The sequence below is a fragment of the Cedecea lapagei genome (assembly GCF_900635955.1).
Lineage (GTDB): Bacteria > Pseudomonadota > Gammaproteobacteria > Enterobacterales > Enterobacteriaceae > Cedecea > Cedecea lapagei.
The window spans coordinates 935,607-961,083 of sequence record NZ_LR134201.1; the positions used below are offsets into that span (position 1 = coordinate 935,607).

Consider the following 25,477-nt stretch of genomic DNA (forward strand, 5'->3'; position numbering starts at 1 on the left):
AGCAACTTTTAAGAATATATCGTTTGTTTTTCGTACAATAAAAACTTCTGCGGTTATTTCTACGCAAACGGTTTCGTCACGGCGGAGGATTCTTTATAATGACGCCCGTTTTCCCCCCTTCGCCCTGAAGACGAGAGATCTTTAATGATGGAAATTCTGCGTGGTTCGCCTGCTCTTTCGGCATTTCGTATCAACAAACTCCTGGCCCGTTTTAACGATGCTAACCTTCCGGTAAGCGACATTTATGCCGAGTATGTTCATTTTGCCGACCTCGAGGCACCGCTAAACGCTGATGAGCTTGCCCGCCTGCAGCGGCTGTTGAAGTATGGTCCAACCCTCGCAGAACATGCGCCTGAAGGCACCCTGCTGCTGGTCACCCCGCGCCCCGGCACCATCTCCCCCTGGTCTTCCAAAGCTACCGATATCGCCCACAACTGCGACCTGCCACAGGTTAAGCGCCTTGAGCGTGGTGTGGCCTGGTACGTGACCGGAAGTACGCTGACCGCTGAGCAGCTGCAGGATGTTGCTGCCTTACTGCACGACCGCATGATGGAGAGCGTGTTTACCTCCCTGAGCGATGCGCAGCAGCTCTTCAGCCGCCAGCAGCCTGCTCCGGTGCAGAGCGTTGATCTTCTTGGCAAAGGCCGTGACGCGCTGGTGGAGGCGAACATACGCCTCGGCCTGGCGCTGGCGGAAGACGAAATCGACTATCTCCGGGAGGCGTTCAACAAACTGGGACGCAACCCGAACGACATCGAATTGTACATGTTTGCTCAGGCGAACTCCGAGCACTGCCGTCACAAAATTTTTAACGCCGACTGGATTATCGACGGGCAGAAGCAGCAGAAGTCGCTGTTTAAGATGATCAAAAACACCTTCGAGAAAACGCCAGACTACGTGCTGTCCGCCTATAAAGACAATGCGGCGGTCATGGAAGGCTCCGCCGTCGGTCGTTTCTTCGCAGATCGTGAAGCTGGGCGCTATGACTTCCATCAGGAAGAGGCGCACATCCTGATGAAGGTTGAAACCCACAACCACCCGACGGCGATCTCTCCGTGGCCGGGTGCGGCAACCGGCTCCGGCGGTGAAATCCGCGACGAAGGCGCAACCGGGCGTGGCGCCAAGCCAAAAGCTGGCCTGGTCGGCTTCTCCGTGTCTAACCTGCGTATTCCGGGCTTTGAACAGCCATGGGAGCAGGATTTTGGCAAACCAGATCGCATCGTGACCGCGCTGGATATCATGACCGAAGGTCCTCTGGGCGGAGCAGCGTTTAACAATGAATTTGGCCGTCCGGCGCTAACCGGCTACTTCCGTACCTATGAAGAGCAGGTTAACAGCCACAATGGCGTGGAGCTGCGCGGCTACCACAAACCAATCATGCTCGCCGGCGGTATCGGCAACATCCGTGCCGACCACGTTCAGAAGGGTGAAATTACCCCGGGCGCTAAGCTGATTGTGCTGGGTGGCCCGGCGATGAACATCGGCCTCGGTGGCGGTGCTGCTTCGTCTATGGCCTCCGGCCAGTCCGATGCTGATTTAGATTTTGCTTCCGTTCAGCGCGATAACCCGGAAATGGAGCGCCGTTGCCAGGAGGTGATCGACCGCTGCTGGCAGATGGGCGACGACAACCCGATTCTGTTTATCCACGACGTCGGTGCCGGCGGTCTTTCTAACGCCATGCCTGAGTTAGTCAGCGACGGTGGCCGCGGTGGCCGCTTCGAGCTGCGCGACATTCTTAACGATGAGCCAGGCATGAGCCCGCTCGAAGTCTGGTGTAACGAATCCCAGGAACGCTATGTGCTGGCCGTAGCGCCAGAGCAGCTGCCGCTGTTTGACGAACTTTGCCGCCGTGAGCGCGCGCCGTATGCGGTGATTGGCGAAGCGACTACCGAGCAGCACCTGACGCTTAACGACAGCCACTTTGATAATCAGCCGATAGATATGCCGCTGGACGTGCTGCTCGGCAAAACGCCGAAGATGGAGCGTAACGTTGAGACGCTGAAAGCGAAAGGTGAGGCCTTCAACAGCAGCGAGATCTCCATTTCTGATGCGGTGAAACGCGTTCTTCATCTGCCTACCGTTGCAGAAAAAACCTTCCTCGTGACCATCGGTGACCGCACGGTAACCGGTATGGTGTCCCGCGATCAGATGGTTGGTCCGTGGCAGATCCCGGTAGCAAACTGCGCGGTGACCACCGCAAGCCTCGACAGCTACTACGGAGAGGCAATGTCTATCGGCGAACGTGCGCCGGTTGCGCTGCTGGACTTCGCCGCTTCCGGTCGCCTGGCCGTTGGCGAAGCATTAACCAACATCGCGGCAACCCAAATCGGTTCCCTGAAGCGCATCAAGCTGTCTGCAAACTGGATGGCGGCAGCCGGTCATCCGGGTGAAGACGCTGGCCTATACGAAGCCGTTAAGGCCGTTGGCGAAGAGCTTTGCCCGGCGCTGGGTATCACTATTCCGGTCGGCAAAGACTCCATGTCGATGAAAACGCGCTGGCAGGAAGGTAACGAGCAGCGTGAGATGACCTCTCCGCTGTCGCTGGTAATTACCGCGTTTGCTCGCGTAGAAGATGTACGAGCTACCGTAACGCCGCAGTTGAGCACTGAAGACAATGCCCTGCTGCTGATCGATTTAGGCAAAGGCCACAACGCGCTGGGCGCGACGGCGCTGTCTCAGGTTTATCGTCAGCTGGGCGACAAACCTGCTGATGTGCGCAGCGTTGAACAGCTTAAAGGCTTCTGGGATGCAATGCAGGCGCTGGTCGCTGACCGTAAACTGCTGGCATGGCACGACCGCTCCGACGGCGGCCTGCTGGTGACTCTGGCAGAAATGGCCTTTACCGGCCACTGCGGCGTGGACGTTGATATTGCAGGCCTCGGCAACGATCGCCTGGCCGCATTGTTTAACGAAGAGCTGGGCGGCGTGATCCAGGTTCGCGCAGAAGATCGTCAGGCCGTAGAGGCTCTGCTTGCTGAGCACGGGCTGGCGGACTGCGTGCATTACCTTGGTAAGGCCGTTGAAGGCGATCGTTTCACCCTCAGCGCTGATGGTCACGCGGTGTTCAGCGAAAGCCGCACCACGCTGCGTATGTGGTGGGCAGAAACCACCTGGCAGATGCAGCGCCTGCGTGATAACCCTGACTGTGCCGACGAAGAGCATAATGCGAAGTCTAACGACAACGACCCTGGCCTGAACGTGAAGCTGAACTTCGATATCAAAGAAGATATTGCTGCGCCGTTCATCGCCACCGGCGCACGTCCTAAAGTGGCTATCCTGCGTGAGCAGGGCGTTAACTCTCACGTTGAGATGGCTGCCGCCTTCCATCGCGCAGGCTTTGACGCCATCGACGTTCATATGAGCGACCTGCTGGCCGGGCGCACCGGTCTGGAAAGCTTCCATACGCTGGTGGCATGCGGTGGTTTCTCTTACGGTGATGTGCTGGGTGCGGGTGAAGGTTGGGCGAAGTCCATTCTGTTTAACTCGCGCGTACGCGATGAGTTTGAAACCTTCTTCCATCGCCCGGAAACGCTGGCGCTTGGCGTCTGTAACGGCTGCCAGATGATGTCTAACCTGCGTGAGCTGATTCCAGGAAGTGATTTGTGGCCGCGCTTTGTGCGTAACCAGTCTGACCGTTTTGAAGCGCGCTTCAGCCTGGTAGAGGTGACATCAAGCCCGTCTCTGCTGCTGCAGGGTATGGCCGGGTCCCATATGCCTATCGCAGTTTCTCACGGTGAAGGCCGGGTTGAAGTTCGCGATGCTGCTCATCTTGCTGCTCTTGAAAGCAAAGGGCTGGTAGCGTTGCGCTTCGTGGATAACTTCGCGAAGGTGACCGAAACCTATCCGGCTAACCCGAATGGTTCGCCGAACGGCATCACTGCGGTGAGTAACGAAAGCGGACGCGTCACTATTATGATGCCGCATCCTGAGCGCGTGTTCCGTACCGTGAGCAACTCCTGGCACCCGGCAGAATGGGGCGAGGATAGCCCGTGGATGCGTATCTTCCGTAACGCTCGTAAGCAACTGGGCTGATTTTACAGCTTTAACCCCTCTCTTAAAAAGGAGAGGGGTTTTTAATTTAATGAAATCCGGGATGTTATTTAGCAGCAAGTCCTAAAGAATTATTCTTTCTGGAAGGATGAAAAAAGTTGAACCCATTGCTGCCGATTTGTATGGTTGAGCAAAAATGATGAAGACTTGAAACATGCTGACCTATTTTCTGTGTAATTTAGCAAAATCCGTTAAAGTCCCCCTAGCACGTACTCTCATTAACAGTAAAAATTTATCCCGTAAAAAACGTAACCGCCTCCTGGCCAAGTCTGGCATAGCGTTTCAGGGGGAAAGCACCGTTACGGTACCTTTCTTTTATGAATTTGGTCAGATATCGATTGGCCATAACGTATACATAAACGCAGGTTGCGTGTTTCTCGATAATGCCGCGATAAAGATCGGCGACAACTCATTGATCGGTCCTAACGTCACGCTCTCAACGGTAGGCCATCCATGTGATCCCGAGAAAAGAAATGTTGAGCTGATCTCCGCCCCGATTACTCTCGGCAACAATGTTTGGTTAGGGGCCGGGGTCGTCATACTTCCTGGGGTGACGATTGGAGAAAATAGCATTATTGCTGCTAACAGCGTCGTTAATGCTGATGTGCCGAAAAACGTTATGTACGCAGGTGCACCTGCGATATTCAAGCGGCACTTATGACGTTCGTCGAGGGGCATTTTTTGTCACCAAACCCCGACACCTTTGCGTTTAGAGCGTCTCCAAACGGAGACATTTAAGTGATTGATTTTTATGGGTATGGTCGGTGATGGGAAAGAGTGTTGTAAAATGGCGACACTAAGCATAAAAAACGGTCAGAATATATCCTCCTGAAAATTATAATAATTCAATCAAAAACAATCAGTTGTTTATTTATTTTAAAACCTGGCACGATACCTGCTTATTAATGGGCAGTGGCTCATTCAATTTCTTATGTCAGCGTCTTTTCAGACAGACTACATAAACCGCCGAATGACGCACAAAAAGGTGCCTGCCGTCCAATTGTTGATAAATGCCTTCGGGCTTATCATGCTCCGGGCGAAACGTTGAGTAAGGCGCCGCCTAATTCTTAAGCAAAGGCAGGGGGTAAATCCCCTGCCTTTGTCGTTTCTGGCAAACGCTTCTTTCCACCACGCGTAATCGCGGCTAGCATCGTGTCATACAGGTAATGTGAGATGAAGCTATTGAACCAGTGGCATTTTTTCCCCCGATCTTTGCGCCAGCTTGTCATGATGGCCTTCTTGCTGGTGCTGGTACCGCTGCTGGTGCTGGCCTGGCAGGCCTGGCAGAGCCTGAATGCGCTAAGCGCTCAGGCCGCGCTCACCAACCGCACCACGCTGATTGACGCCCGCCGCAGCGAAGCGATGACCAACATTGCTCTGGAAATGGAGCGCAGCTATCGGCAGTACTGTGTGCTGGATGATTCACGTCTTGCTCAGCTGTATCAGGGGCAGCGTCAGCGCTACGCTCAAATGCTTGAGGCGCATGCTTCTGTATTGCCCGATCCCCGCCTTTATCAATCTCTTAGCCAGTCATTGAGCGAACTTGCCGAACTCAAATGTAAAAATAGCGGGCCGGAAGCCTCCGCGGCGAATCAGCTTGAGCAGTTTGCTTCGGCCAATGCCGAAATGGTGCAGGCAACGAGAACGGTTGTCTTCTCCCGTGGGCAGCAGCTGCAGCAGGAAATCGCCGAGCGGGGCCAGTTCTTTGGCTGGCAGGCGCTGGTGCTGTTTCTGCTAAGCCTTGGCCTGGTTATCATCTTCACCCGCATGATTATTGGCCCGGTCAAAGGCATTGAACGGATGATTAATCGGCTGGGGGAAGGGCGCACCCTTGGCACTAGTGAAGTATTTAAAGGGCCGAGAGAGCTACGTTCCGTCGGCCAGCGCATCGTCTGGTTAAGCGAGCGCCTGGCCTGGCTTGAATCTCAGCGGCACGAGTTTCTTCGCCATCTCTCTCATGAATTGAAGACCCCGCTTGCCAGCATGCGAGAGGGGACGGAGCTGCTTGCCGATCAGGTCGCCGGGCCGCTGAATGCCGACCAGAAAGAGGTTGTGGCCATACTCGATAACAGCAGCCGGCATCTGCAAAGGCTGATCGAGCAACTGCTGGATTACAACCGCAAGCTGGCCGACGGCGCGGTGACGCTGGAAAAAGTCGAGCTTGCACCGCTTGTTGAAATGGTGATCTCCGCTCACAGCTTGCCGGCAAGAGCTAAAATGATGCATACCGAGATTCAGCTAAGCCCTAAATCCTGTCTTGCAGAACCTGCTCTGCTGATGAGCGTGCTGGATAATCTCTACTCCAATGCGGTGCACTATGGCAGTGAATCCGGTACCATTTATCTAAGGAGTTCGCAGGTTGGTGCGCTGCTGTTCATTGAGGTCGCGAACACCGGCGAACCGATTCCGCCAACGGAACAAGAGATGATTTTTGAGCCTTTCTTCCAGGGCAGTCACCAGCGGAAGGGTTCCGTAAAGGGAAGTGGCCTGGGGCTGAGTATTGCCAGGGACTGCATTCGACGTATGCATGGAAAGCTGAGTCTGATCAACGCTAATAGCGCGGAAGTCTGCTTCCGTATCGAATTACCGGTTTTCCCTGAGAATGATTAAAACGATGAAAGTACTTTTATTGCGTGTGCCACGCCGCGGGGCTTTGCCTCGCCTGATTTGCTGGTTGTCCGGCGCGCTGGTGGGGACCGCACTGCTGGCCGGCTGTGCGCCTCAAACCCTCTCCAGCAGCCTGGGGGAAGTTCACAAACCGCATGTCCCGGAACAACAAATCCCTGATTATCTGTCCACGGACTGCACCGAAATATGGGCCCTGACGGGGCACGATGTCGGCAGCAACCCGCTTTACTGGCTGCGCGGTATGGACTGCGCCCAGCGTCTGCCGCCGGCAGAAGCCCGCGCGGAGGCCCGGCAATGGCCGGCAGAAACCTGGCAGGATACGTTTAAGCGCGGCATTTTGCTGTCTACCGCCAAAATTACGCCAACCGAGCGCCGGCGCTATATGACCCAGCTCGACACCATGACAAATGAAGTGCCGGTGCAGGTTCGTTCCCTGTTTGAAATCTGGCGCGATGGTCAGCTATCTCTGCTGAAACTCTCGGACGAGCGTACCCGGTACAGCAAGCTTCAGCAGTCAACGGACGGCGAACTGGATACGCTACGTGAGCAGCAGCAGCGCCTGCGCAGCCAGCTAGATCTCACGACACGAAAACTTGAAAATCTGACCGATATTGAACGCCAGCTGTCCAGCCGTAAACCGGGAAGTAGCCTGGCGCCCGACGCGCACAGCTCGAACGACAATGATGATGACGATAGCGGAGCTTCTGGCAAACCGCAGCAGGAGGCAAAACCATGACGCAGAGGAAACCCGCGCGCTTATTGTTAGTGGATGACGATCCTGGGCTGCTAAAGCTGCTGGGCATGCGTCTTTCGAGCGAGGGTTATACGGTCACCACGGCAGAAAGCGGTGCTGAAGGCCTGAAGGTGCTGGCGCGAGAAAAAATCGATCTGGTGATAAGCGATCTCAGAATGGATGAAATGGACGGCATGGCGCTGTTCGCGGAGATCCAAAAAGGTCAGCCGGGTATGCCGGTGATCATTCTGACCGCCCATGGTTCTATTCCGGATGCCGTTGCGGCTACGCAACAGGGGGTGTTCAGCTTCCTGACCAAGCCGGTGGACAGGGACGCACTCTATCAGGCCATCGATAATGCGCTTGAGCACACGGTTATTGCCGGGGATGACATGTGGCGGGATACCATCGTGACACGCAGTCCAATTATGCAGCGCTTGCTCGAGCAGGCTCGCATGGTAGCGCAGTCCGATGTCAGCGTGTTGATTAACGGTCAAAGCGGAACCGGGAAAGAGATTCTGGCCCAGGCGATACACAACGCCAGCCCGCGCAGTAAAAAAGCTTTTATCGCCATTAACTGCGGGGCGTTACCGGAGCAACTGCTGGAGTCAGAACTGTTTGGTCATTCTCGCGGGGCGTTTACCGGCGCGGTCAGCAGCCGCGAAGGGCTCTTCCAGGCGGCGGAAGGCGGCACGCTGTTTCTGGATGAAATCGGCGACATGCCGATCCCTCTTCAGGTTAAGCTATTGCGCGTTCTGCAGGAACGTAAAGTTCGCCCGCTGGGCAGTAACCGTGACCTGGACATTGATGTGCGTATTATCTCCGCCACGCACCGCGACTTGCCTAAAGCGATGGAGCGGGGAGAGTTTCGCGAGGATCTCTTCTATCGCCTGAACGTTGTGAACCTGAAAATCCCGGCGTTGCATGAACGCGCTGAGGATATCCCGCTGCTGGCTAATCATTTATTACGTCAGTCCGCCGACAGACATAAGCCGTTTGTTCGCAGTTTTTCTACCGATGCCATGAAGCGCCTGATGACGGCAAGCTGGCCGGGTAATGTGCGTCAGCTGGTGAACGTTATTGAGCAGTGCGTTGCGCTGACTTCGGCTCCGGTGATTGGGGAGGCGCTGGTGGAGCAGGCGCTGGAAGGTGAAAACACAGCCTTGCCAACATTTGTCGAAGCCCGCAACCAGTTCGAACTAAACTATTTACGTAAGCTGCTGCAAATTACCAAAGGAAATGTCACCCATGCTGCACGCATGGCGGGGCGTAACCGAACCGAATTCTATAAATTACTGGCCAGGCATGAACTCGAGGCCAATGACTTTAAAGAGTAGGCTGTGGTAGTGTGGGCAACCGATTACGAACACTATAAGACGCCGCGCGGGGATACCGGTAATACCATGAAAAAAATTGATGCGATTATTAAACCTTTCAAACTGGATGATGTGCGCGAAGCGCTGGCTGAAGTCGGTATCACCGGCATGACGGTCACCGAAGTCAAAGGCTTTGGTCGTCAGAAGGGGCACACCGAACTGTACCGCGGTGCCGAGTATATGGTGGATTTTCTGCCAAAAGTAAAAATTGAAATCGTGGTTACCGACGATATCGTTGATACCTGCGTGGACACCATCATTCGTACGGCTCAGACCGGGAAGATTGGCGACGGCAAGATCTTCGTGTTCGATGTGGCGCGCGTGGTGCGTATCCGTACCGGCGAAGAAGACGACGCCGCGATTTAAGCGAGATTTTACCCTCACCCCCGGCCAGATCCGGTCATTTGCTCCCTCGCCCCTTTGGGGAGAGGGATGGGGTGAGGGGCATCAGTACTGAACTACATCACCTTGTGCGGACCAAAACACTCATAGTGAATACTGTCTTTATTTACGCCAATCTTCACCAGCTGTTCCGCCGCAAAACGCATAAAGTTGATTGGGCCGCAGAGATAGAACTGCATCGCCGGGTCGCTTAACTTCCCTTCAATCTCCATCAGATTCATCAGCCCGGTGCGGTTAAAGCGTGCCTGTTCACGATCCTGGTCGGAGGGCTCGCGATACCAGATATGGCTTTCAAACATCGGCAGGCGGGCGCCAAGCTCCTGCACTTCCTCACTGAATGCGTGAACGTCACCGTTTTCCGCGGCGTGTAGCCAGTTGACCTGTGGCTGATGGCCGCTATTCGCCAGCGTGTCCAGCATCGCCAGCATTGGCGTTTGGCCAACGCCTGCAGAAATCAGCGTCACCGGCGTTTCTGGTTTAACTTCCATGAAGAAATCGCCGGCCGGAGCGGCGAGATGCACCTGATCCCCTGTCCGGGCCTGATTGTGCAGCCAGTTTGACACCATGCCTTTATCTTCACGCTTCACGGCGATGCGGTAGCTTTTGCCGTTCGGCTGGCGTGTCAAAGAGTACTGGCGAATTTCCTGATGTGGGAAACCCTCTGGTTTCAACCAGATACCGAGGTACTGTCCCGGCTGATAGTCAGCGACCGGGCCTCCGTCGAGAGGCGTCAGCTCAAAGCTGGCGATCAGCGAGCTTTGCGGTTTTTTCTCAACGATGGTAAACGGTCGTGTGCCTTCCCATCCGCCTTGTTTGGCGGCATTCTCATGGTAAATTTCTGACTCGCGGTTGATAAAGACCTGCGCCAGCACGCCGTAGGCTTTTCCCCAGGCATCCAGCACCTCCTGACCCGGGCTTAACATTTCGTCTAAGGTCGCCAGCAGGTGGCTACCTACAATGTTGTACTGCTCTGGTTTTATCTGGAAGGTGGAGTGCTTTTGGGCAATTTTCTCTACCGCAGGCAGCAGCGCTGCCAGATTTTCGATGTTCGTTGCATAGGCGCAAATAGCGTTGAACAGCGCTTCACGCTGATCCCCGTTGCGCTGGTTGCTCATGTTAAAGATCTCTTTCAGTTCAGGGTTGTGGCTGAACATACGATCGTAGAAATGTGCGGTGAGTTTGGGGCCGGTTGCGGCCAGCAGAGGAATAGTCGATTTAACAACGGCGATGGTTTGTGCGTCTAGCATGGCGGTCTCCATAAATAGCGGAATGTATAAGTTGTATTGTAAATGCATCTTATAGAAATAGCCTTATGTTGTAAATGGGTTATCGTTGTTAACGACTGATGTCACAGAACATGAAAAATACGCATCTCGTTGATGAAGAAATATCCGGCTAAAAAGCGTTTCATTTATCAGCTGAAAGCCTTATTTCATGCGTGAGTAATCGTTTGCGTAAAAACCTCTGTCAAGCCCTATCACCGGGAAGGGTTTCGGTTTACACTGTTGCCCGTCGCCCAAAAGGGCTCCCACATTGCAGTAAAATTTTTACCGTTAGCTGAGTCAGGAGATGCGGATGTTAAAGCGTGAAATGAACATTGCCGATTATGATGCCGAACTGTGGCAGGCTATGGAGCAGGAAAAAGTACGTCAGGAAGAGCACATCGAACTGATCGCCTCCGAAAACTACACCAGCCCGCGCGTGATGCAGGCTCAGGGTTCTCAGCTGACCAATAAATATGCTGAAGGTTACCCGGGCAAGCGCTACTACGGCGGTTGCGAATACGTGGACATCGTTGAGCAGCTGGCTATCGACCGTGCAAAAGAGCTGTTTGGCGCAGACTATGCAAACGTGCAGCCGCACTCCGGCTCTCAGGCTAACTTCGCGGTTTACACTGCGCTGCTGCAGCCGGGCGATACCGTTCTGGGTATGAACCTGGCGCAGGGCGGCCACCTGACTCACGGCTCCCCGGTTAACTTCTCCGGCAAACTCTACAACATCATTCCTTACGGTATTGATGAGTCCGGTAAAATTGACTACGAAGACATGGCGAAGCAGGCTAAAGAGCACAAGCCGAAGATGATCATCGGCGGCTTCTCTGCCTACTCCGGCGTGGTTGACTGGGCAAAAATGCGTGAAATCGCAGACAGCATTGGCGCGTACCTGTTCGTCGACATGGCGCACGTTGCGGGTCTGATTGCCGCAGATGTTTACCCGAACCCGGTTCCACACGCTCACGTTGTGACCACCACCACCCACAAAACCCTGGCGGGCCCACGTGGTGGCCTGATCCTGGCGAAGGGCGGTGACGAAGATCTGTATAAGAAACTGAACTCTGCCGTGTTCCCAAGCGCACAGGGCGGCCCGCTGATGCATGTTATCGCAGCGAAAGCCGTGGCGCTGAAAGAAGCCATGGAGCCTGAGTTCAAAGTTTACCAGCAGCAGGTTGCTAAGAACGCTAAAGCGATGGTGGAAGTGTTCCTGAACCGTGGCTACAAAGTGGTCTCTGGCGGGACTGAAAACCACCTGTTCCTGCTGGACCTGGTTGATAAAAACCTGACCGGTAAAGAAGCTGACGCAGCCCTGGGCCGCGCCAACATCACCGTGAACAAAAACAGCGTGCCAAACGATCCGAAGAGCCCGTTCGTGACTTCCGGTATCCGTATCGGTTCTCCGGCCGTGACTCGCCGCGGCTTTAAAGAAGCGGAAGTGAAAGAGCTGGCTGGGTGGATGTGCGACGTTCTGGACAACATCAATGACGAAGCGGTAATCGAGCGCGTTAAAGGTAAAGTGCTGGATATCTGTGCACGCTTCCCGGTTTACGCATAATCGTTAAGCTGAAATGTCGAAGGCTCCCAGGCGGGAGCCTTTTTTATTTCTGCTGACTGAGCGTCAACCCGACATCCCCGCCGGGATGTACCGCCAGCAGCGTCTCTTTCGAGTAGCCGCTCTCGCTCATCAGGCAGGCGCAGGCGGCGTCAAAAATCGCCAGCGCAAGGATTATCGAGGTGGTCGCCAGCATATTCAGCGGATCCATTTCTTGCTTCACGCCGGTAGAAATCACCAGCCTGGCCGCTTTGGCGATGGCCGAGTTCGGGTTTTCCGTCACGCTGATGAGCGGTACTTTTCGGGTCGCTAATCCCGGCAGCAATCTCGTTAGCTCGTCAGAGTTTCCGCCGCGCGAAAGCATAATCATCAGGTCGTCTTCACGTAAAAAGCCCAGATCGCCATGGGCTGCATCCGTTGCGCTGAGATAAATTGCCGGACGCTCAACGCAGGCGAGCATATGGGCAATTTTTCTTGCTGCGATGCCGGAGGTGCCTACGCCGGTGACCACAATCTTGCCTTTGCAGTTTCTCAGTTCGGCCAGTAAGGCGAGCCACTGAGCTTCGTCCAGATGGTGCTCCAGGGCCGCAAGTTCGCGGCTGCAGGTAGCCCATGCGTCTACGGCCTGCTGCCAGGACTCGCTCATGCTTCCTCCTGCATCAGTTGGCGGTATTTCATGTGGTCGAGGTACATCTCGTGGAACACTTTATATTTGCGGTCGTAATACTGCTTGATGCGGTTGGTCTGCGGCGTGACCGTTTTACCAATGCGGCTCATGACCGACATGGCCTCCGGGAAGGAGTCGAATACGCCTGCGGCCACGGTGCCCATCATCGCGCTGCCCAGCAGCATCGCCTCGCTCTCTTCAGGCAGCAGCATCGCGCAGCCGGTGGCGTTGGCGTGCTCCTGGACGAAAATGGGGTTTTTGGTGCCGCCGCCGCTCGCCATAATGGTGTCGATGGTGTAGCCGCTGTGGTTCATGGTTTCGATAATATGGCGGGTGCCGAGCGCAATGGCCTGAATCGTCGCCAGGTACTGCAGGGCCATATCTTCCGGCGTGCGGGAAAGCTTCAGCCCGCTGATAACGCCGGTCAACGTCGGGTTAGCGCGCGGTGAGCGGTTACCGTGGAAGTAGGGCAGAATGTGCATCTCTTTCGTCAGGAAGGCGATGTTTTCCGGCTCCCCGGCCATCTTGCGCAGCAGGGCGTTCAGCTGCTCATAGATTGTCTGCCCCTGAGCTTTGGCCTGGGCAAGCAGCGTTTCATAGCATGGATGCGACTGAATAATATGGTCGATAAGCGCCCCTGTTGCCGACTGGCCGCCTTCGTTAAGCCAGTAACCTGGCAATACTGCCGAATAGTAGGGTCCCCAAACGCCGTTAATAAAGCGCGCTTCTTTTGAAATCGCCATATGGCCGGTAGAGGTGCCGCCGATAAGCGCTACTCGGCGATCGAAATCGGCAACTTCGCCGGAAACGCCGCAGGCGCCCAATGTTCCTAGCGTGCCCGCATGAGCATCGATAATCGAAACGCTAACGGCGGTACCGGCAATCAGTCCCATTTCGCTTGCGGCACGCTGGGTCAGCCCGTGGCCCAGCGGCTCGCCCATGGTTTTCACGTAGCGGCCAATTTTTTCTGCATCGTGCTCCAGCAGATCTTCCAGCCCGATCTGGCGGAAGTAGCTGCTGTCCCATTTGTCTTCGTGGCCCATATAGGTCCATTTACAGACGGTGGAGCAGAGCGAGCGGGTATCATCTCCGGTGGCACGCCAGGTCAGGAAGTCCGGCAGGTCAAAATAGTAGCCCGCGTTTGACCAGGTATTCGGCATGTGCTGCTTGAGCCACAATAATTTTGGCGTCTGCATTTCCGGGGAAATAATTCCGCCCACGTAGTCCAGCACGCGGTGGTGCAGGGCGTTGATGCGGTCTGCCTGGGTAATGGCGCGGTGATCCATCCACACAATGATGTTCTGTTCGCTGCGCCCGGAAGGGCTGATGGTCAGCGGCTTGCCTTCTTTATCCAGCACCACCAGGGAACAGGTGGCGTCGAATCCGAGGCCTTTTACCTGAATCGGATTAATATCGGCCTGGTTAACCGCGTCCCGCACCGCGTTGCAGACCGCCTGCCAGATATTATCTGATGACTGCTCGACGAAGTCCGCCTGCGGGCGGTATATCTCAATCGCCCGGCTGGCCTGGCCTACCATCCGGCCATTCAGGTCAAAGACGCCCGCGCGGGCGCTTCCCGTCCCTACATCCACCCCAATGAAGTAACTCGCCATAATGATTCTCCTGAACTCAGGCTTTACGATTCTGTAATGCGATAAAGAGGATCAGCACCGCGCCCCAGAGCGCCATGGTCAGATAGCTGCTGATCCCCAGCAAATTAAAGCCGCTTTCCAGCATTTGCAGCACGATGAGCGCCAGCACCAGCCCTATGACGCGGCCAAAACCGCCGTCCGGGTTAATGCCGCCCAGCACCGAGGCAAGGATGGTTACCAGCAGATAAGACTCGCCGTATCCGGCTTTGGCGGAGTTGAACTTGGCCATCATCAAAATGGCAGCCACCCAGCCGAGCAGCGCGGAAATGACGTACACCGATATCTGCACCCGCACGGTGTTAACGCCGCTGTAGCGAGTGGCCTGTTCATTGGAGCCGACCAGATAGAGGCTTCGCCCCAGCGTGGTGTGCTCCAGCAGCACCCAGAGTAAAACTGCAACCAGCAGGAACAGCAGCAGCGCGACCGGAATGCCGAGCAGCGTGGCGTTGCCCAGGTACTGAATTGCCGCCGGAAAGCCAGAAATTACCGTGCCGTTAGACAGCAGGATATTGAGGCCGGAAATCAGCGTCATGGTGCCGAGCGTGGCAAGGATCGGTGAAACGCCGACCCAGGCGACCAGCGCCCCGTTTAGCGTGCCAATAGCTACCGCGACGGCAATACCAGCCAAAAGCGCCAGCGCGAAGAACAGCGGGTTATCCGGGTGGCTTACAATAATGGCCGCCATCACCAGCGAACAGGCGTTGGCTCCGGCAATAATCGATAGGTTGATCCCGCCGGTCAGCATCGTCATCCCCATGCCCAGCGCCAGCATGCCGAGAACAGGCAGCTGAGAGCCGATGGACTGGAAGTTGGCGAGGCTAAAGAAGCGCCCGCCCAGCAGCAGCGAAAACGCCACGGCGACCACAACAATAATCACGCACTGCAGCCGAATGATGGCGTCACCGGGTAAAAATCTGGCGAAGGTTTTCATCTCAAAGCTCCCTTGCGAGTTTGCGTTTTTCATTCCAGGCCGTGGCGCTGATGCTGACCAGGATAATCACGCCGCTGAACACGGCGTGCCAGTAAGAGGACACGCTCAGCAGCGTCAGGCCATTTTGTAAGAACGCCAGCAGGATAACCCCGAGCAGCGTGCCGGTAAGCGTCCCACGTCCGCCGCTCATGCTTGTCCCGCCGAGTACTACCGCTGCCAGTACCGTAAGCTCAAAGCCCAGCAGGGAGTTAGGCGCGACGGACTGGGTGATCTGCGCCTGCACCACGGCGGCAATACCGGCCAGAATGCCCATGTAGCCGTAGACGTAGAAATGCAGCTTAAGCAGGTTCATCCCCAGGCGCGATGCCGCCTCGCGGTTGCCGCCCATGGCATAAATCTGGCGGCCCGGTCGGGTGTAATTCATCAGCACGGCGGTAAAGATAATCACCGCCGCCAGGCACAGCAGCGGCAGGGTTAGCCCGTACTGATAGCCGTCTTTGGCGGTGAAAGAGAACCAGTTGATGCCGTTCATAAACCAGTCCGGGAAGCCGTACAGCCACGTGCCTTTGGTGAGGTAAACCAGCAGGCCGTAGTAAACGTTGAGGGTGGCAATGGTAATGATGATCGCCGGGACCCGCAGCCAGTAGACCAGGAAACCGTTGATAAGCCCGAGCAGCAGCCCCACGGCAATAGAAATCACCAGCGCCAGCGCAAAATTACCGCCGTGGGCGATGACCCAACTTGCCATCACGTACTGGGCAATGGCGGTCATCGCCGGGAACGAGATATCAATCCCCCCGGAAATCAGCACCACAAAGAGCCCGCAGGCCAGAATGCCCAGAATGGCGTAGCTGGTGGCGACGTCGGTCAGATTACCGATCGACAAAAACTCATCGGTACTGATGCTCAGGCCAACGGCCAGCGCAATCACCAGCAGCCCAAGCCAGAATTCATGTTGCCCGAGCAGGCGGGAGAAACGAGAGTTATTCATTGACCACCTCAGCAATATCCTGTTCGCTACAGCGATGCGGATTAAACTCTGCGACCAGCTCACCCCGGCGCATTACCAGCACACGATGGCTGTTGTAATAGGCTTCCGGGATTTCATCGCAAATCATCAGTACGGCCAGCCCTTGTTCCGCCAGGGAACGTGCGATCTGGTAAATACCCTCTTTGTTCGCGATATCTACGCCCACCGTTGGCGAGTCGAGAATCAATATTTGTGGGTTTGTGGCAACCCATTTGGCGATGGCGATCCTCTGGGCATTGCCACCGGAAAGGGTTTTTACCGGCAGCCCGGCATCGGAGACTTTGATGTTCAGCTCACGAATGAGATCGGCCACCAGGTTACGGGCTTTTTCATGATCGAGCAGCCCGCTGCGGGTATGGAGCCTGTCGAAGACCGTGACAATCGTGTTGTCGTAGATCGACTGCTCCATGATCAGCCCCTGAGTCAGGCGATCCTCAGAGACATAGCCGATGCCGTGTTTGATCGCATCGTGGTTATTGCGAAACGTCACCGGCACGCCGTCGATCAGCATTTCACCGCTTTGCGGCTGCGTCATGCCGAACAGGCTCATACATAATTCGGTGCGGCCTGAACCCAGCAGGCCAACGATGGAGACAATTTCGCCGCCGCGCAGTGACAGGTTGATGTTGTGGTATTTTCCTTTGCGGCTGAGGCCACGCAGTTCCAGCATTGGCTGTTTCTCTAGCGGCGGTTTTTCCGGCAGTGGGCTGTAGTGGAAGCGTTGCCCGGTCATCAGGAAGGCAAGCTCGCCGCTGTCCAGCTCGCTGGCCTGCCAGGTGCCGACGAGCTTCCCGTCGCGCATTACGCTGATGCGGTCGGCGACCTCCATCACCTCGTCGAGGCGGTGGCTGACAAACACCACGCAGATACCGTCCGCTTTGAGTTCATTCACCACCCGCAGCAGGCCGTTAACCTCCTGGCGAGTCAGGGAAGCGGTAGGTTCGTCCATGATAACCAGCCGGGCGTCGGCGGCGATGGCGCGGCAGATGGCCACCAGCTGGCGGTCAGCTATCGAGAGCTTTTCCACTTTTTTGTCGGGATCGAGCGTCACGCCAATGCGGTTCATGGCGGCCAGCGCCTGGGCTTTCATTGCGCTGCGGTTAACCCACAGGCTGCCGCCCGGCTGGTAGCGGTGAACGGCGATATTCTCTGCCACGCTGAAATTGGGGAACAGCGACAGATCCTGGTAGATCACCTGGATGCCGTAGTGAGCGGAAAGCGTGGGCGTCAGGCTATGAAACAGTTTGCCGTCGAGGGCGATCTGCGCGCCTTTTTCCGGGTGATAGACGCCGGAAATCACTTTAATAATCGTGCTTTTACCACAGCCGTTTTGTCCGGCCAGGCAATGGACTTCGCCTTTTTTGAGCGTCAGATTGACGTTATCCAGCGCCCGCACGCCCGGGAATTGCTTGCTGATATTCTCAAGAGTGATAAATGCGGATGTGTCGGTCATGGGTAATGCCCCTGCCGGCGCCCGACGTGGGCGCCACAAAATAATCTTGTTGGTGAAGGCCGGCCAATTGGCCGGCGTTCCGGTTTCCCTGGTGTTGGCTGGGTGCCTTAGAAACCGAGTGACTGAGCGTTATCTTTGGTGACTTCGAGGATCTTGTTAAAGCGGATCACTTTCTTATCCATGTCGACATCGGCCTTGCCCAGACCGTCTATGGTCAGGTCTTTGGTGACGGCTTTGCCCTGCAGCAGCTGGTCGGCAACGGTCACCAGCGCATAACCGGCATCTTTAGGATCCCAGAGCAGCGCTTTTTTGATGTCGCCGCGCATCAGGTAAGGCGCGGCCTGGCCCGGCATGGCAATGCCGACAACCGCCAGTTTGTCCTTCGCACGCTTCTTCTGTACCGCCTGACCCGCGCCGATTGGACCGAGCGAGCCAAAGCCGATCACGCCTTTCATCTGCGGATAGGTTTTCATCAGATCGAGCGTCGTGGAGTAGGACTTATCGATGCTCTCAGCCACCGGCAGGCGGGAGGTGACTTCAAACATATCCGGGTATTTTTCTTTCTGGTACTTAATGGCGGAATCCGCCCAGGCGTTGTGCAGAGGCACGGTCAGCGATCCGACGTAAATGGCGTAGCCGCCTTTGCCGCCCATGTCCTTCGCCAGCTCATCCATATTAGCCTGAGCATATTTTTCGCTGTCGATGGTTTCGATATCCCACTGGCCGATCTGTTGGTCAGGTGATTCATGCGTCAGGACCACGATGCCCTGATCCCGGGCTTTTTTAAGCACCGGCTCAAGCACCTTGGCGTCGTTAGGCACCACGATAATAGCGTTCACTTTCTTGGCGATCAGATCCTCAATCACCTTCACTTGCTGAGCCGGATCGGGCGTTGAAGCTCCGGTCTGGTAAGCGTTGACGTTGAGTTTTTTTGCGGCTTCATTGACGCCGGTTTCCATGCGGTTAAACCATGGGATCCCGGTGACTTTCGCCACCACCGCGATTTCATACTTATCCGCCGCAGCGGCCGTACCGGACAACATGCATGCAGAAATCAGGGTTGCACTGAGTAATGCGAGTTTGAATTTCATAGGTGTACCTTTTTATGAGGGACTGAGGCATGTCACGGAGAGGAGACTAGCAATGAAGGGAAGAGGGAATGAATTGCAGTTTTTCTAAATGTGATGACTGCCCATTTTTGTTTATTTTTAGATCTTTTTTGGTTAAATAAAGGTTAAATATATGATGTTTTTTTAAACTTAGCCAAGCGATTGTGTTAATTTTCGTCTTATTTGTTAACTTTAAATTAACAAATTTAAAACAATTGCAGGTAAAAAACCGTATGGAAAGAGGAGGAAGCCTGGCGACTGGAAAAAAATGTTACGAAATTGTGAGCTGAAGCGCATCAGGCAACATGGCGGTCAGAAGCAATAAAAAGGCCGCTTTCGCGGCCCTGAGGTTCGGGAAGTTTAGCGCTTATCGACGGAAATAGCGCCGGGGCCGGCAACCGCAAGCAGGAGGAATCCTCCCGCTATACTGATGTTTTTATAGAAGTTAATCATGTTCGGCATTACGGCATCGCCGGTCATGCTCCAGTAGTGGTGGCCAATAAACGCCGTGCCGAGGGTGTAAAACACAAACAAAATGGCCAGCGGACGGGTAAAGAACCCGATGATGACCAGGATAGCGGCGACAACTTCCATAAAGACCGCAATCACCGCCGCAAGTGTTGGCAGTGGGGTACCAAGATGCTCCATATAGGCCACGGTGCCGCTGAAGCCGCTGATCTTCGGCAAGCCGAAAATAATGAACAGCAGAATCAACGCAATACGGGCAATAAGCAGGATCAGGGCACGAGATTGACCAAAATCGAAATAGCGTAGTGTGTTCATAGCGGGCTCACCTGTAGTGGATTCAAGTTAAAGTTAATACACAAAACCCGAGCCTGCCATTGCCGCTACGCCTCTACCATGTTGTTTGTGTTAAAGAATGTTTTTTATTCCAACAGCGCCGTCTCGGCATATAAATAACCAATCCCCATCACCTGTTGGGCACGTGTTAGCTGGCCGAAGTTTATTTGCGTGGCGTTGTTTTTCAACGCGTCGCCGTGGTCGAAGGGAGAAAAACCGATGCGCTGTTTTATCGCGTTCAGCCAGTTTTCGCCAAACTCGCAGCTGCGACCGTAGAACCAGATTTGGTTGATGTTGAGAATATTGAGGAAGTTGTACAGGCTTAGCCCAATCGCATTGGCAGAATCCTCCACCCAGCGAGCCACTCTTTCATCACCCGCATGCAGCGCCTGCACAAGCTGCCGGGAGGTTAGCTTTTCTGGATCGTTATGCTGCGCTTCGGGATGCGTTTTGAGCCAGATGCGAGCCTGTTTTTTCAGCGCGCTTAATGAAGCAACCGTCTCCAGACAACCGTAGCGCCCACAGTCGCAGGCAATGCCGTCACGATCGATAATCGTGTGGCCAATCTGCCCGCTGCCGTAGAGATTGCCGCGATAAATTTGCCCGTTAATCACAAACGACGAGCCGATGCCGTAATCGACGTTAATGACGCAGAAATCCTGCCTGTTTCCTGAATTTTGCCACTTCTCGGCCAGCGCCAGCATCACACAGTCGTTATCCACCATGACCCGGATATTTAGCTTCTCTTCCAGCAGGTACTTAAGTTCGATCGGCTCTTTCCAGGGAGCCTGCGGCATGGTCTGCGACACGCCGGTCACCGGGTCGACCTGCCCATGTATCGCTATTGCGAGGTTGATTGTGCAGCCAGGCCAGGCTCTGCGGTAGCGATGCCAGCATTTTTCAATTTCTGCAATCAGCGCCCTGGGCGTTGGTGCCTCAATGCTATAGCACTCAAACTCCCCCTTTGGGCTAAGGCAGGCGTTGGCCAACTGGCACTCGATGCTGGTGGGCGTGATGTTCATGCACAGCGTCCAGTCACCCTCAGGCGCGACGAGCCACATCCCCCCGCTGCGCCCACGCAGAGAATTACCTTCCGGTATGTTCAACACCCGTTTTTCGGTTTCCAGCTCACCAAGAATATTGCTTACCGCAGGAATAGAGATTTGCGTGAGCCTGGCAAGCGTTGATTTGGTGGCGCGTTTTTCCCGATAGAGGTGTTCAAGGATGACGCATTTATTGTAGTGACGGATGTGCTGGTTGCTGATGCAGGTCTTCATTTCACTAAACCTCGTTAACTTACTGGCGTGATGATTGTGCAAAAATACCGCCTCAGTGTCCATTAAACTGTCTGAAATCTTCATCTTTAGTATGTCTTGTTAATATTGAGGGCGACATGGAACCAGTAAAAGTTTGGCAAGAAACCGTAAGCATTCCGACCTATGAAACCGGTCCTCAGGATGTGCACCCGATGTTCCTGGAAAATCGGGTTTATCAAGGATCCTCTGGTGTCGTCTATCCCTACGGCGTGACGGATACGCTGAGTGACACAAAAACCCTGAAAGCCTGGCAGGCCGTGTGGCTGGAAAATGATTATCTCAAAGTCATGATCCTGCCGGAGCTGGGGGGCCGAGTTCATCGTGCCTGGGACAAGATCAAACAGCGTGATTTTGTCTATCACAATGACGTCATTAAACCTGCCTTGGTTGGGCTGCTTGGCCCGTGGATTTCAGGCGGTATCGAATTTAACTGGCCTCAGCACCACCGTCCGACAACCTATATGCCGGTTGATTTCAGTATTGAAGAGTGCGAGGACGGGGCAAAAATTGTCTGGGTCGGGGAAACTGAACCCATGCACGGGCTGCAGGTGATGACCGGGTTTATCCTCAGGCCGCAGCGTGCGGCGCTTGAAATTGCCAGCCGGGTATACAACGCCAACGCCACCCCCCGACATTTCCTGTGGTGGGCTAACCCTGCCGTGAAGGGGGGCGATGGCCACCAAAGCGTCTTCCCGCCCGATGTTACCGCGGTATTTGACCACGGCAAACGCGCGGTATCGACTTTCCCGATTGCCACCGGCACCTATTACAAAGTGGATTATTCCGCAGGCGTGGATATCTCGCGCTATAAAAATGTTCCTGTTCCCACCTCTTATATGGCCGAAAAATCCGAGTATGACTTTGTCGGGGCCTGGAGCCATGATGAAGACGGTGGTCTGCTCCATGTAGCCGATCACCATATCGCGCCGGGTAAAAAACAGTGGAGCTGGGGATACAGCGAATTCGGCCAGGCGTGGGATCGCAATCTGACCGATGATAATGGGCCTTACATTGAGCTAATGACCGGCATTTACGCCGATAATCAGCCTGATTTTACCTGGCTGGACGCGTTCGAAGAAAAGCGTTTCGTTCAGTACTTCCTTCCTTATCATTCCCTTGGCATGGTGCAGAATGCCTCAGAAGACGCGGTCATCAAGCTGGAGCGCACTGACGCCGGCATTGAGTGGGGAATTTACGCTATTTCTCCGCTCATCGGGCATCGGTTACTCATCAGTGAAGAGGGGGGTGAGACACCGCTGCTTGATAAAGCCGTGAACCTTGAGCCGGGCAACGTGCTGCGAGGCTCGTTAAATGAAGTTTCCGCGGGGCGGCTGGCCCTGACGCTGCTCGACCAACATAACAGAGAAGCGATCGGTTATCGGGAACATCAGCCTCAGGAAATATCTTTGCCAGAAGTTGCCAGGGCACCGCTTTGTGCAGCGGAAATCACCAGCGTCGACGAAGCATGGTTCATCGGTCAACACCTCGAACAGTACCATCATGCGAGCCGATCGCCCTTTGATTATTACCTGCGTGGCATTGAACTGGATCCGCTGGATTACCGCTGCAACCTCGCTCTTGCCGTACTCGAATATAATCGCGCTGATTACGCCAGCTGCCGGAGCTACGCTACCCAGGCGCTTCAACGCGCCCATCGGCTAAACAAAAATCCACAGTGCGGGCAGGCCAGCCTGATTCGTGCCAGCGCCTCTGAACGTCAGGAACGCTGGAAGGAGGCAGAGGAGGACTTCTGGCGGGCGACATGGAGCGGTAATTCAAAAGCCGCTGCATTCTACGGGCTGGCAAGGCTGTGCGCCCGTGAGAAACGTTATGAAGAGGGGATACATTTCTGCCGCCTGAGCCTGAGGGCTTCACCGTGCAATCAGGATGTTATTTGCCTTGAAAACCTGCTTCTTCAGCTTGACGGCCAGGTTGAGCGGGCCGGCAAAGAGCGTGAGCGTCACCTGAACGACTATCCGTTAAATCCAACGTTAAGGTGGCTGAAAGCCTATTGTGACCGCAGCGATGCCAGCCTTAACCAATGGCGTGGCCTGTGCGGCAATCGCGATGTCAATGCCTTACTCACGGGCGGACAGCTGCTCAACTGGGGGATGCGTGACCTGGCCATGGAAGTGCTGGACATGCTGAATATGCAGCGCACGCTGCCGCTTTATCTACATGCGAGTCTGCTCCCACAAGCCGAGCGTGCGCCACTCATTATCCGGGCACGTAGCGTGTTTCCGGGCTTTGTACGCTTTCCTAATTCGCTTGATGAAGTGGCTGCGCTGGAAAAAATCGAAGAGTGCTACTTTGCGTTGCATCTGCTCGCTTGTTTCCACTACAGCAAACGTAGCTATGAGAAAGCGATTGCACTCTGGCAGCGTTGCACGGAGATGCAGCCCGATTTTGCCGATGCCTGGCGAGGGTTGGCCATTCATGCCTGGAATAAACATCACGATGCCCGGTTGGCAGCAAGCTATATGGATACGGCCTGTAAGCTGCAGCCCAATGATTCCCGGCTGCTGTTCGAACGCGATCTGCTGGACAAGCTGACCGCAGTCGATCCGGCAACCCGGCTGGCACGCCTGGAGGCCAACCTTCCTTGTGCCCTGGGACGCGATGATATGACCGCAGAGTTGCTGAGTTTGTGGCATCACTGCGGCAAAACGGCGGAAGCGGAAAAAATCCTCGCCACCCGTAAATTCCACCCCTGGGAGGGCGGTGAAGGCAAGGTAACCGGACAGTTTATCCTCAACCATCTGCTGCGCGCCTGGGAGCTTATTGAAGGCCAGCAGCCGGAGCAGGCCGCAGAAGTGCTCAACGCCGCGCTGCATTATCCCGAAAACCTGAGCGAAGGACGCTTATCAGGGCAAACCGATAACGACATCTGGTTCTGGCTGGGCGTTTGCGCACAGCAGCGTGGCCAGCGTGATGAGGCTGAACGTTGCCTGCGTAAGGCTGCCATGGGTGACCGCTCAATCAATGTGCATAGCTATTACAACGACCAGCCTGTGGGGTATCTCTTCTGGCAAGGCATGGCGCTGCACCTGTTGGGGGAAAAGGCCAGCGCCGAACGGTTATTCAGTGAGATGCAATGTTGGGCGGAAAACATGATGCAATCGCCGGTTGAGGCTGACTTTTTTGCCGTCTCCCAGCCTGATTTGCTGGCGCTGTATGGCGATCTTCAGCAACAGCATAAAGAGAAGTGTCTGCTGGTGGAGGCGCTGGCCGCGGCGGGAAGGGGCGACGAATCTGGCTACCGCAAGGCATGTCAGGCCCTTGAAAAACTGAATCCGGTATGGCCTGCCGCGCCGCTGCTCCATCGCGCGTTCTCTTTCCTCCAGCACCTTGTTCACTGAACGCCGTTAACTGAAATATATGAGCGGCAAGCGCGTCGCTTAGCGAGAAATGCTTTAAGTATGTAGTGTTTCATGACCCACCGCAGCGTCAGGCTCGGCGGGTCATGAAAAAGTAATAATAATAAATAGTTACCCTACAGGAGACAAACATGTCCCGACACACCATAACCTCGTTTTTTGCCTTACTGATGCTAAGCATCTCTTCTGTGAGCTTCGCCGCCGGGAAAGAGATAACCGTGGGCGCCATCTACCTCGACACCCAGGGCTATTATGCAGGTGTTCGCCAGGGCGTTCAGGATGCGGCTAAATCTTCGGACGTGAAGGTACAGCTTATCGAAACTAACGCTCAGGGCGATATTTCCAAAGAAAGTTCATTTATTGATACGCTGGTTGCCAGAAACGTGGATGCCATTATTCTTTCTGCCGTTTCGGAAAATGGCAGCACCCGCACCATACGACGCGCAAGCGAAGCGGGAATTCCAGTTATTTGTTACAACACCTGCATTAATCAAAAGGGTGTTGAAAAGTATATTTCTGCCTATTTGGTTGGCGATCCGTTGGAGTTTGGTAAAAAGCTGGGTAATGCCGCTGCCGATTACTTTATTGCTAACAATATTCCAGCGCCTAAAATCGCCGTTATTAACTGCGAAGCTTTTGAAGTTTGCGTCCAGCGCCGCAAAGGCTTTGAAGAGGCAGTAAAAGCTCGCGTGCCGGGGATGCAAATTGTCGCGAATCAGGAAGGCACCGTGCTTGATAAAGCGATTTCCGTTGGTGAGAAATTAATTGTCTCGAGCAAAAATCTCGACGCCATTATGGGCGAGTCGGGCGGCGCGACGCTGGGCGCCGTTAAAGCCGTGCGAAATCAAAATAAGGTCGGGAAAATTGCCGTGTTCGGCTCAGATATGACCACCGAAATAGCTCAGGAATTACAGAATAACCAGGTGTTGAAAGCGGTCGTAGATATTTCCGGTAAGAAAATGGGGAATGCCGTATTTGCCCAGACGGTAAACGTTATTAATAAAAATATCCCTAAAGAGAAAATTACCCAGGTGCCGGTTGATTTATACAGCAAGGCAGAAGACGGCAGGCAGTGGCTCACCACGCATGTTGATGGTTTACCGTAGCGGTCACTTATCTTTGTTGA

Annotated in this window: 18 protein-coding genes; 9 read left to right on the forward strand and 9 right to left on the reverse strand. The window is 54.8% G+C overall.

Going from position 1 to position 25,477, the window contains the following annotated elements:
• Positions 1 to 144: 144 nt before the first annotated feature.
• The 6 genes from purL (at position 145) to glnB (ending at position 9,153) form a co-directional block, all read left to right on the forward strand.
• A complete protein-coding gene (purL, locus tag EL098_RS04690; protein WP_126355174.1) occupies positions 145 to 4,032 on the forward strand; it encodes a phosphoribosylformylglycinamidine synthase in 3,888 nt (1,295 codons plus the stop codon).
• Positions 4,033 to 4,204: 172 nt separating this feature from the next.
• Positions 4,205 to 4,711: a DapH/DapD/GlmU-related protein gene (locus EL098_RS04695; protein ID WP_126355176.1), complete on the forward strand. Its 507-nt coding sequence runs from the start codon at positions 4,205 to 4,207 to the stop codon at positions 4,709 to 4,711.
• A gap of 512 nt (positions 4,712 to 5,223) precedes the next feature.
• Complete coding sequence (locus tag EL098_RS04700; RefSeq protein ID WP_126355178.1) at positions 5,224 to 6,660, forward strand: sensor histidine kinase; 1,437 nt, start codon at positions 5,224 to 5,226, stop codon at positions 6,658 to 6,660.
• Complete coding sequence (qseG, locus tag EL098_RS04705) at positions 6,653 to 7,414, forward strand: two-component system QseEF-associated lipoprotein QseG (RefSeq protein ID WP_126355180.1); 762 nt, start codon at positions 6,653 to 6,655, stop codon at positions 7,412 to 7,414. Before EL098_RS04700 ends, qseG begins: the two co-directional genes overlap by 8 nt.
• Positions 7,411 to 8,748 carry a two-component system response regulator GlrR gene (glrR, locus tag EL098_RS04710; RefSeq protein WP_126355182.1) on the forward strand — a complete coding sequence of 446 codons (1,338 nt, stop codon included), beginning with the start codon at positions 7,411 to 7,413 and terminating at the stop codon, positions 8,746 to 8,748. The genes qseG and glrR overlap by 4 nt, the downstream gene beginning before the upstream one ends.
• Positions 8,749 to 8,814: 66 nt before the next feature.
• Positions 8,815 to 9,153: a nitrogen regulatory protein P-II gene (glnB, locus tag EL098_RS04715; RefSeq protein ID WP_002438074.1), complete on the forward strand. Its 339-nt coding sequence runs from the start codon at positions 8,815 to 8,817 to the stop codon at positions 9,151 to 9,153.
• 92 nt (positions 9,154 to 9,245) lie between these two features.
• Here glnB and hmpA read toward each other — a convergent pair whose 3' ends face one another.
• Positions 9,246 to 10,436, reverse strand: a complete 1,191-nt coding sequence (gene hmpA, locus EL098_RS04720) for an NO-inducible flavohemoprotein (RefSeq protein WP_126355184.1) — start codon at positions 10,434 to 10,436, stop codon at positions 9,246 to 9,248.
• A 328-nt stretch (positions 10,437 to 10,764) separates the two neighbouring features.
• Here hmpA and glyA point away from each other — a divergent pair, with 328 nt between their 5' ends.
• The gene (glyA, locus tag EL098_RS04725; protein ID WP_038479905.1) at positions 10,765 to 12,018 is read left to right on the forward strand and encodes a serine hydroxymethyltransferase; all 1,254 of its coding nucleotides are present in this window, start codon (positions 10,765 to 10,767) and stop codon (positions 12,016 to 12,018) included.
• Positions 12,019 to 12,061: 43 nt separating this feature from the next.
• Here glyA and EL098_RS04730 read toward each other — a convergent pair whose 3' ends face one another.
• The 8 genes from EL098_RS04730 to EL098_RS04765 all read right to left on the reverse strand — a co-directional run bounded on the left by EL098_RS04730 (position 12,062) and on the right by EL098_RS04765 (position 20,935).
• Positions 12,062 to 12,661: a KpsF/GutQ family sugar-phosphate isomerase gene (locus tag EL098_RS04730; protein WP_126355186.1), complete on the reverse strand. Its 600-nt coding sequence runs from the start codon at positions 12,659 to 12,661 to the stop codon at positions 12,062 to 12,064.
• Positions 12,658 to 14,295: an FGGY-family carbohydrate kinase gene (locus EL098_RS04735; protein ID WP_126355188.1), complete on the reverse strand. Its 1,638-nt coding sequence runs from the start codon at positions 14,293 to 14,295 to the stop codon at positions 12,658 to 12,660. The genes EL098_RS04730 and EL098_RS04735 overlap by 4 nt, the downstream gene beginning before the upstream one ends.
• A 16-nt stretch (positions 14,296 to 14,311) precedes the next feature.
• Positions 14,312 to 15,265: an ABC transporter permease gene (locus EL098_RS04740; protein ID WP_038479914.1), complete on the reverse strand. Its 954-nt coding sequence runs from the start codon at positions 15,263 to 15,265 to the stop codon at positions 14,312 to 14,314.
• Position 15,266: 1 nt separating this feature from the next.
• A complete protein-coding gene (locus tag EL098_RS04745) occupies positions 15,267 to 16,256 on the reverse strand; it encodes an ABC transporter permease (protein WP_126355190.1) in 990 nt (329 codons plus the stop codon).
• A complete protein-coding gene (locus EL098_RS04750; RefSeq protein WP_126355192.1) occupies positions 16,249 to 17,748 on the reverse strand; it encodes a sugar ABC transporter ATP-binding protein in 1,500 nt (499 codons plus the stop codon). The genes EL098_RS04745 and EL098_RS04750 overlap by 8 nt, the downstream gene beginning before the upstream one ends.
• A gap of 107 nt (positions 17,749 to 17,855) precedes the next feature.
• Positions 17,856 to 18,839, reverse strand: a complete 984-nt coding sequence (locus EL098_RS04755; RefSeq protein WP_126355194.1) for an autoinducer 2 ABC transporter substrate-binding protein — start codon at positions 18,837 to 18,839, stop codon at positions 17,856 to 17,858.
• Between the two features lie 378 nt (positions 18,840 to 19,217).
• The gene (locus EL098_RS04760) at positions 19,218 to 19,640 is read right to left on the reverse strand and encodes a DoxX family protein (RefSeq protein ID WP_126355196.1); all 423 of its coding nucleotides are present in this window, start codon (positions 19,638 to 19,640) and stop codon (positions 19,218 to 19,220) included.
• A 104-nt stretch (positions 19,641 to 19,744) separates the two neighbouring features.
• Positions 19,745 to 20,935 carry an ROK family transcriptional regulator gene (locus EL098_RS04765; RefSeq protein WP_126355198.1) on the reverse strand — a complete coding sequence of 397 codons (1,191 nt, stop codon included), beginning with the start codon at positions 20,933 to 20,935 and terminating at the stop codon, positions 19,745 to 19,747.
• A gap of 116 nt (positions 20,936 to 21,051) precedes the next feature.
• On the opposite strand from EL098_RS04765, the gene EL098_RS04770 reads away from it, so the two are divergent.
• Positions 21,052 to 24,333, forward strand: coding sequence for a DUF5107 domain-containing protein (locus tag EL098_RS04770; protein WP_126355200.1), 3,282 nt, complete (start codon positions 21,052 to 21,054; stop codon positions 24,331 to 24,333).
• 188 nt (positions 24,334 to 24,521) lie between these two features.
• Positions 24,522 to 25,457 (forward strand): substrate-binding domain-containing protein, encoded by a 936-nt coding sequence (locus tag EL098_RS04775; protein WP_232012412.1) that lies wholly within the window; start codon positions 24,522 to 24,524, stop codon positions 25,455 to 25,457.
• Positions 25,458 to 25,477: the final 20 nt, after the last annotated feature.

Coding starts and splice junctions, on each gene's coding strand:
- EL098_RS04750 (WP_126355192.1), bottom strand. CDS start 17,748: ATGACCGACACATCCGCATTTATCACTCTTGAGAATATCAGCAAGCAA.
- purL (WP_126355174.1), top strand. CDS start 145: ATGATGGAAATTCTGCGTGGTTCGCCTGCTCTTTCGGCATTTCGTATC.
- EL098_RS04730 (WP_126355186.1), bottom strand. CDS start 12,661: ATGAGCGAGTCCTGGCAGCAGGCCGTAGACGCATGGGCTACCTGCAGC.
- EL098_RS04770 (WP_126355200.1), top strand. CDS start 21,052: ATGGAACCAGTAAAAGTTTGGCAAGAAACCGTAAGCATTCCGACCTAT.
- EL098_RS04740 (WP_038479914.1), bottom strand. CDS start 15,265: ATGAAAACCTTCGCCAGATTTTTACCCGGTGACGCCATCATTCGGCTG.
- qseG (WP_126355180.1), top strand. CDS start 6,653: ATGATTAAAACGATGAAAGTACTTTTATTGCGTGTGCCACGCCGCGGG.
- EL098_RS04775 (WP_232012412.1), top strand. CDS start 24,522: ATGCTAAGCATCTCTTCTGTGAGCTTCGCCGCCGGGAAAGAGATAACC.
- EL098_RS04700 (WP_126355178.1), top strand. CDS start 5,224: ATGAAGCTATTGAACCAGTGGCATTTTTTCCCCCGATCTTTGCGCCAG.
- glyA (WP_038479905.1), top strand. CDS start 10,765: ATGTTAAAGCGTGAAATGAACATTGCCGATTATGATGCCGAACTGTGG.
- EL098_RS04745 (WP_126355190.1), bottom strand. CDS start 16,256: ATGAATAACTCTCGTTTCTCCCGCCTGCTCGGGCAACATGAATTCTGG.
- hmpA (WP_126355184.1), bottom strand. CDS start 10,436: ATGCTAGACGCACAAACCATCGCCGTTGTTAAATCGACTATTCCTCTG.
- EL098_RS04755 (WP_126355194.1), bottom strand. CDS start 18,839: ATGAAATTCAAACTCGCATTACTCAGTGCAACCCTGATTTCTGCATGC.
- glnB (WP_002438074.1), top strand. CDS start 8,815: ATGAAAAAAATTGATGCGATTATTAAACCTTTCAAACTGGATGATGTG.
- glrR (WP_126355182.1), top strand. CDS start 7,411: ATGACGCAGAGGAAACCCGCGCGCTTATTGTTAGTGGATGACGATCCT.
- EL098_RS04735 (WP_126355188.1), bottom strand. CDS start 14,295: ATGGCGAGTTACTTCATTGGGGTGGATGTAGGGACGGGAAGCGCCCGC.
- EL098_RS04695 (WP_126355176.1), top strand. CDS start 4,205: ATGCTGACCTATTTTCTGTGTAATTTAGCAAAATCCGTTAAAGTCCCC.
- EL098_RS04760 (WP_126355196.1), bottom strand. CDS start 19,640: ATGAACACACTACGCTATTTCGATTTTGGTCAATCTCGTGCCCTGATC.
- EL098_RS04765 (WP_126355198.1), bottom strand. CDS start 20,935: ATGAAGACCTGCATCAGCAACCAGCACATCCGTCACTACAATAAATGC.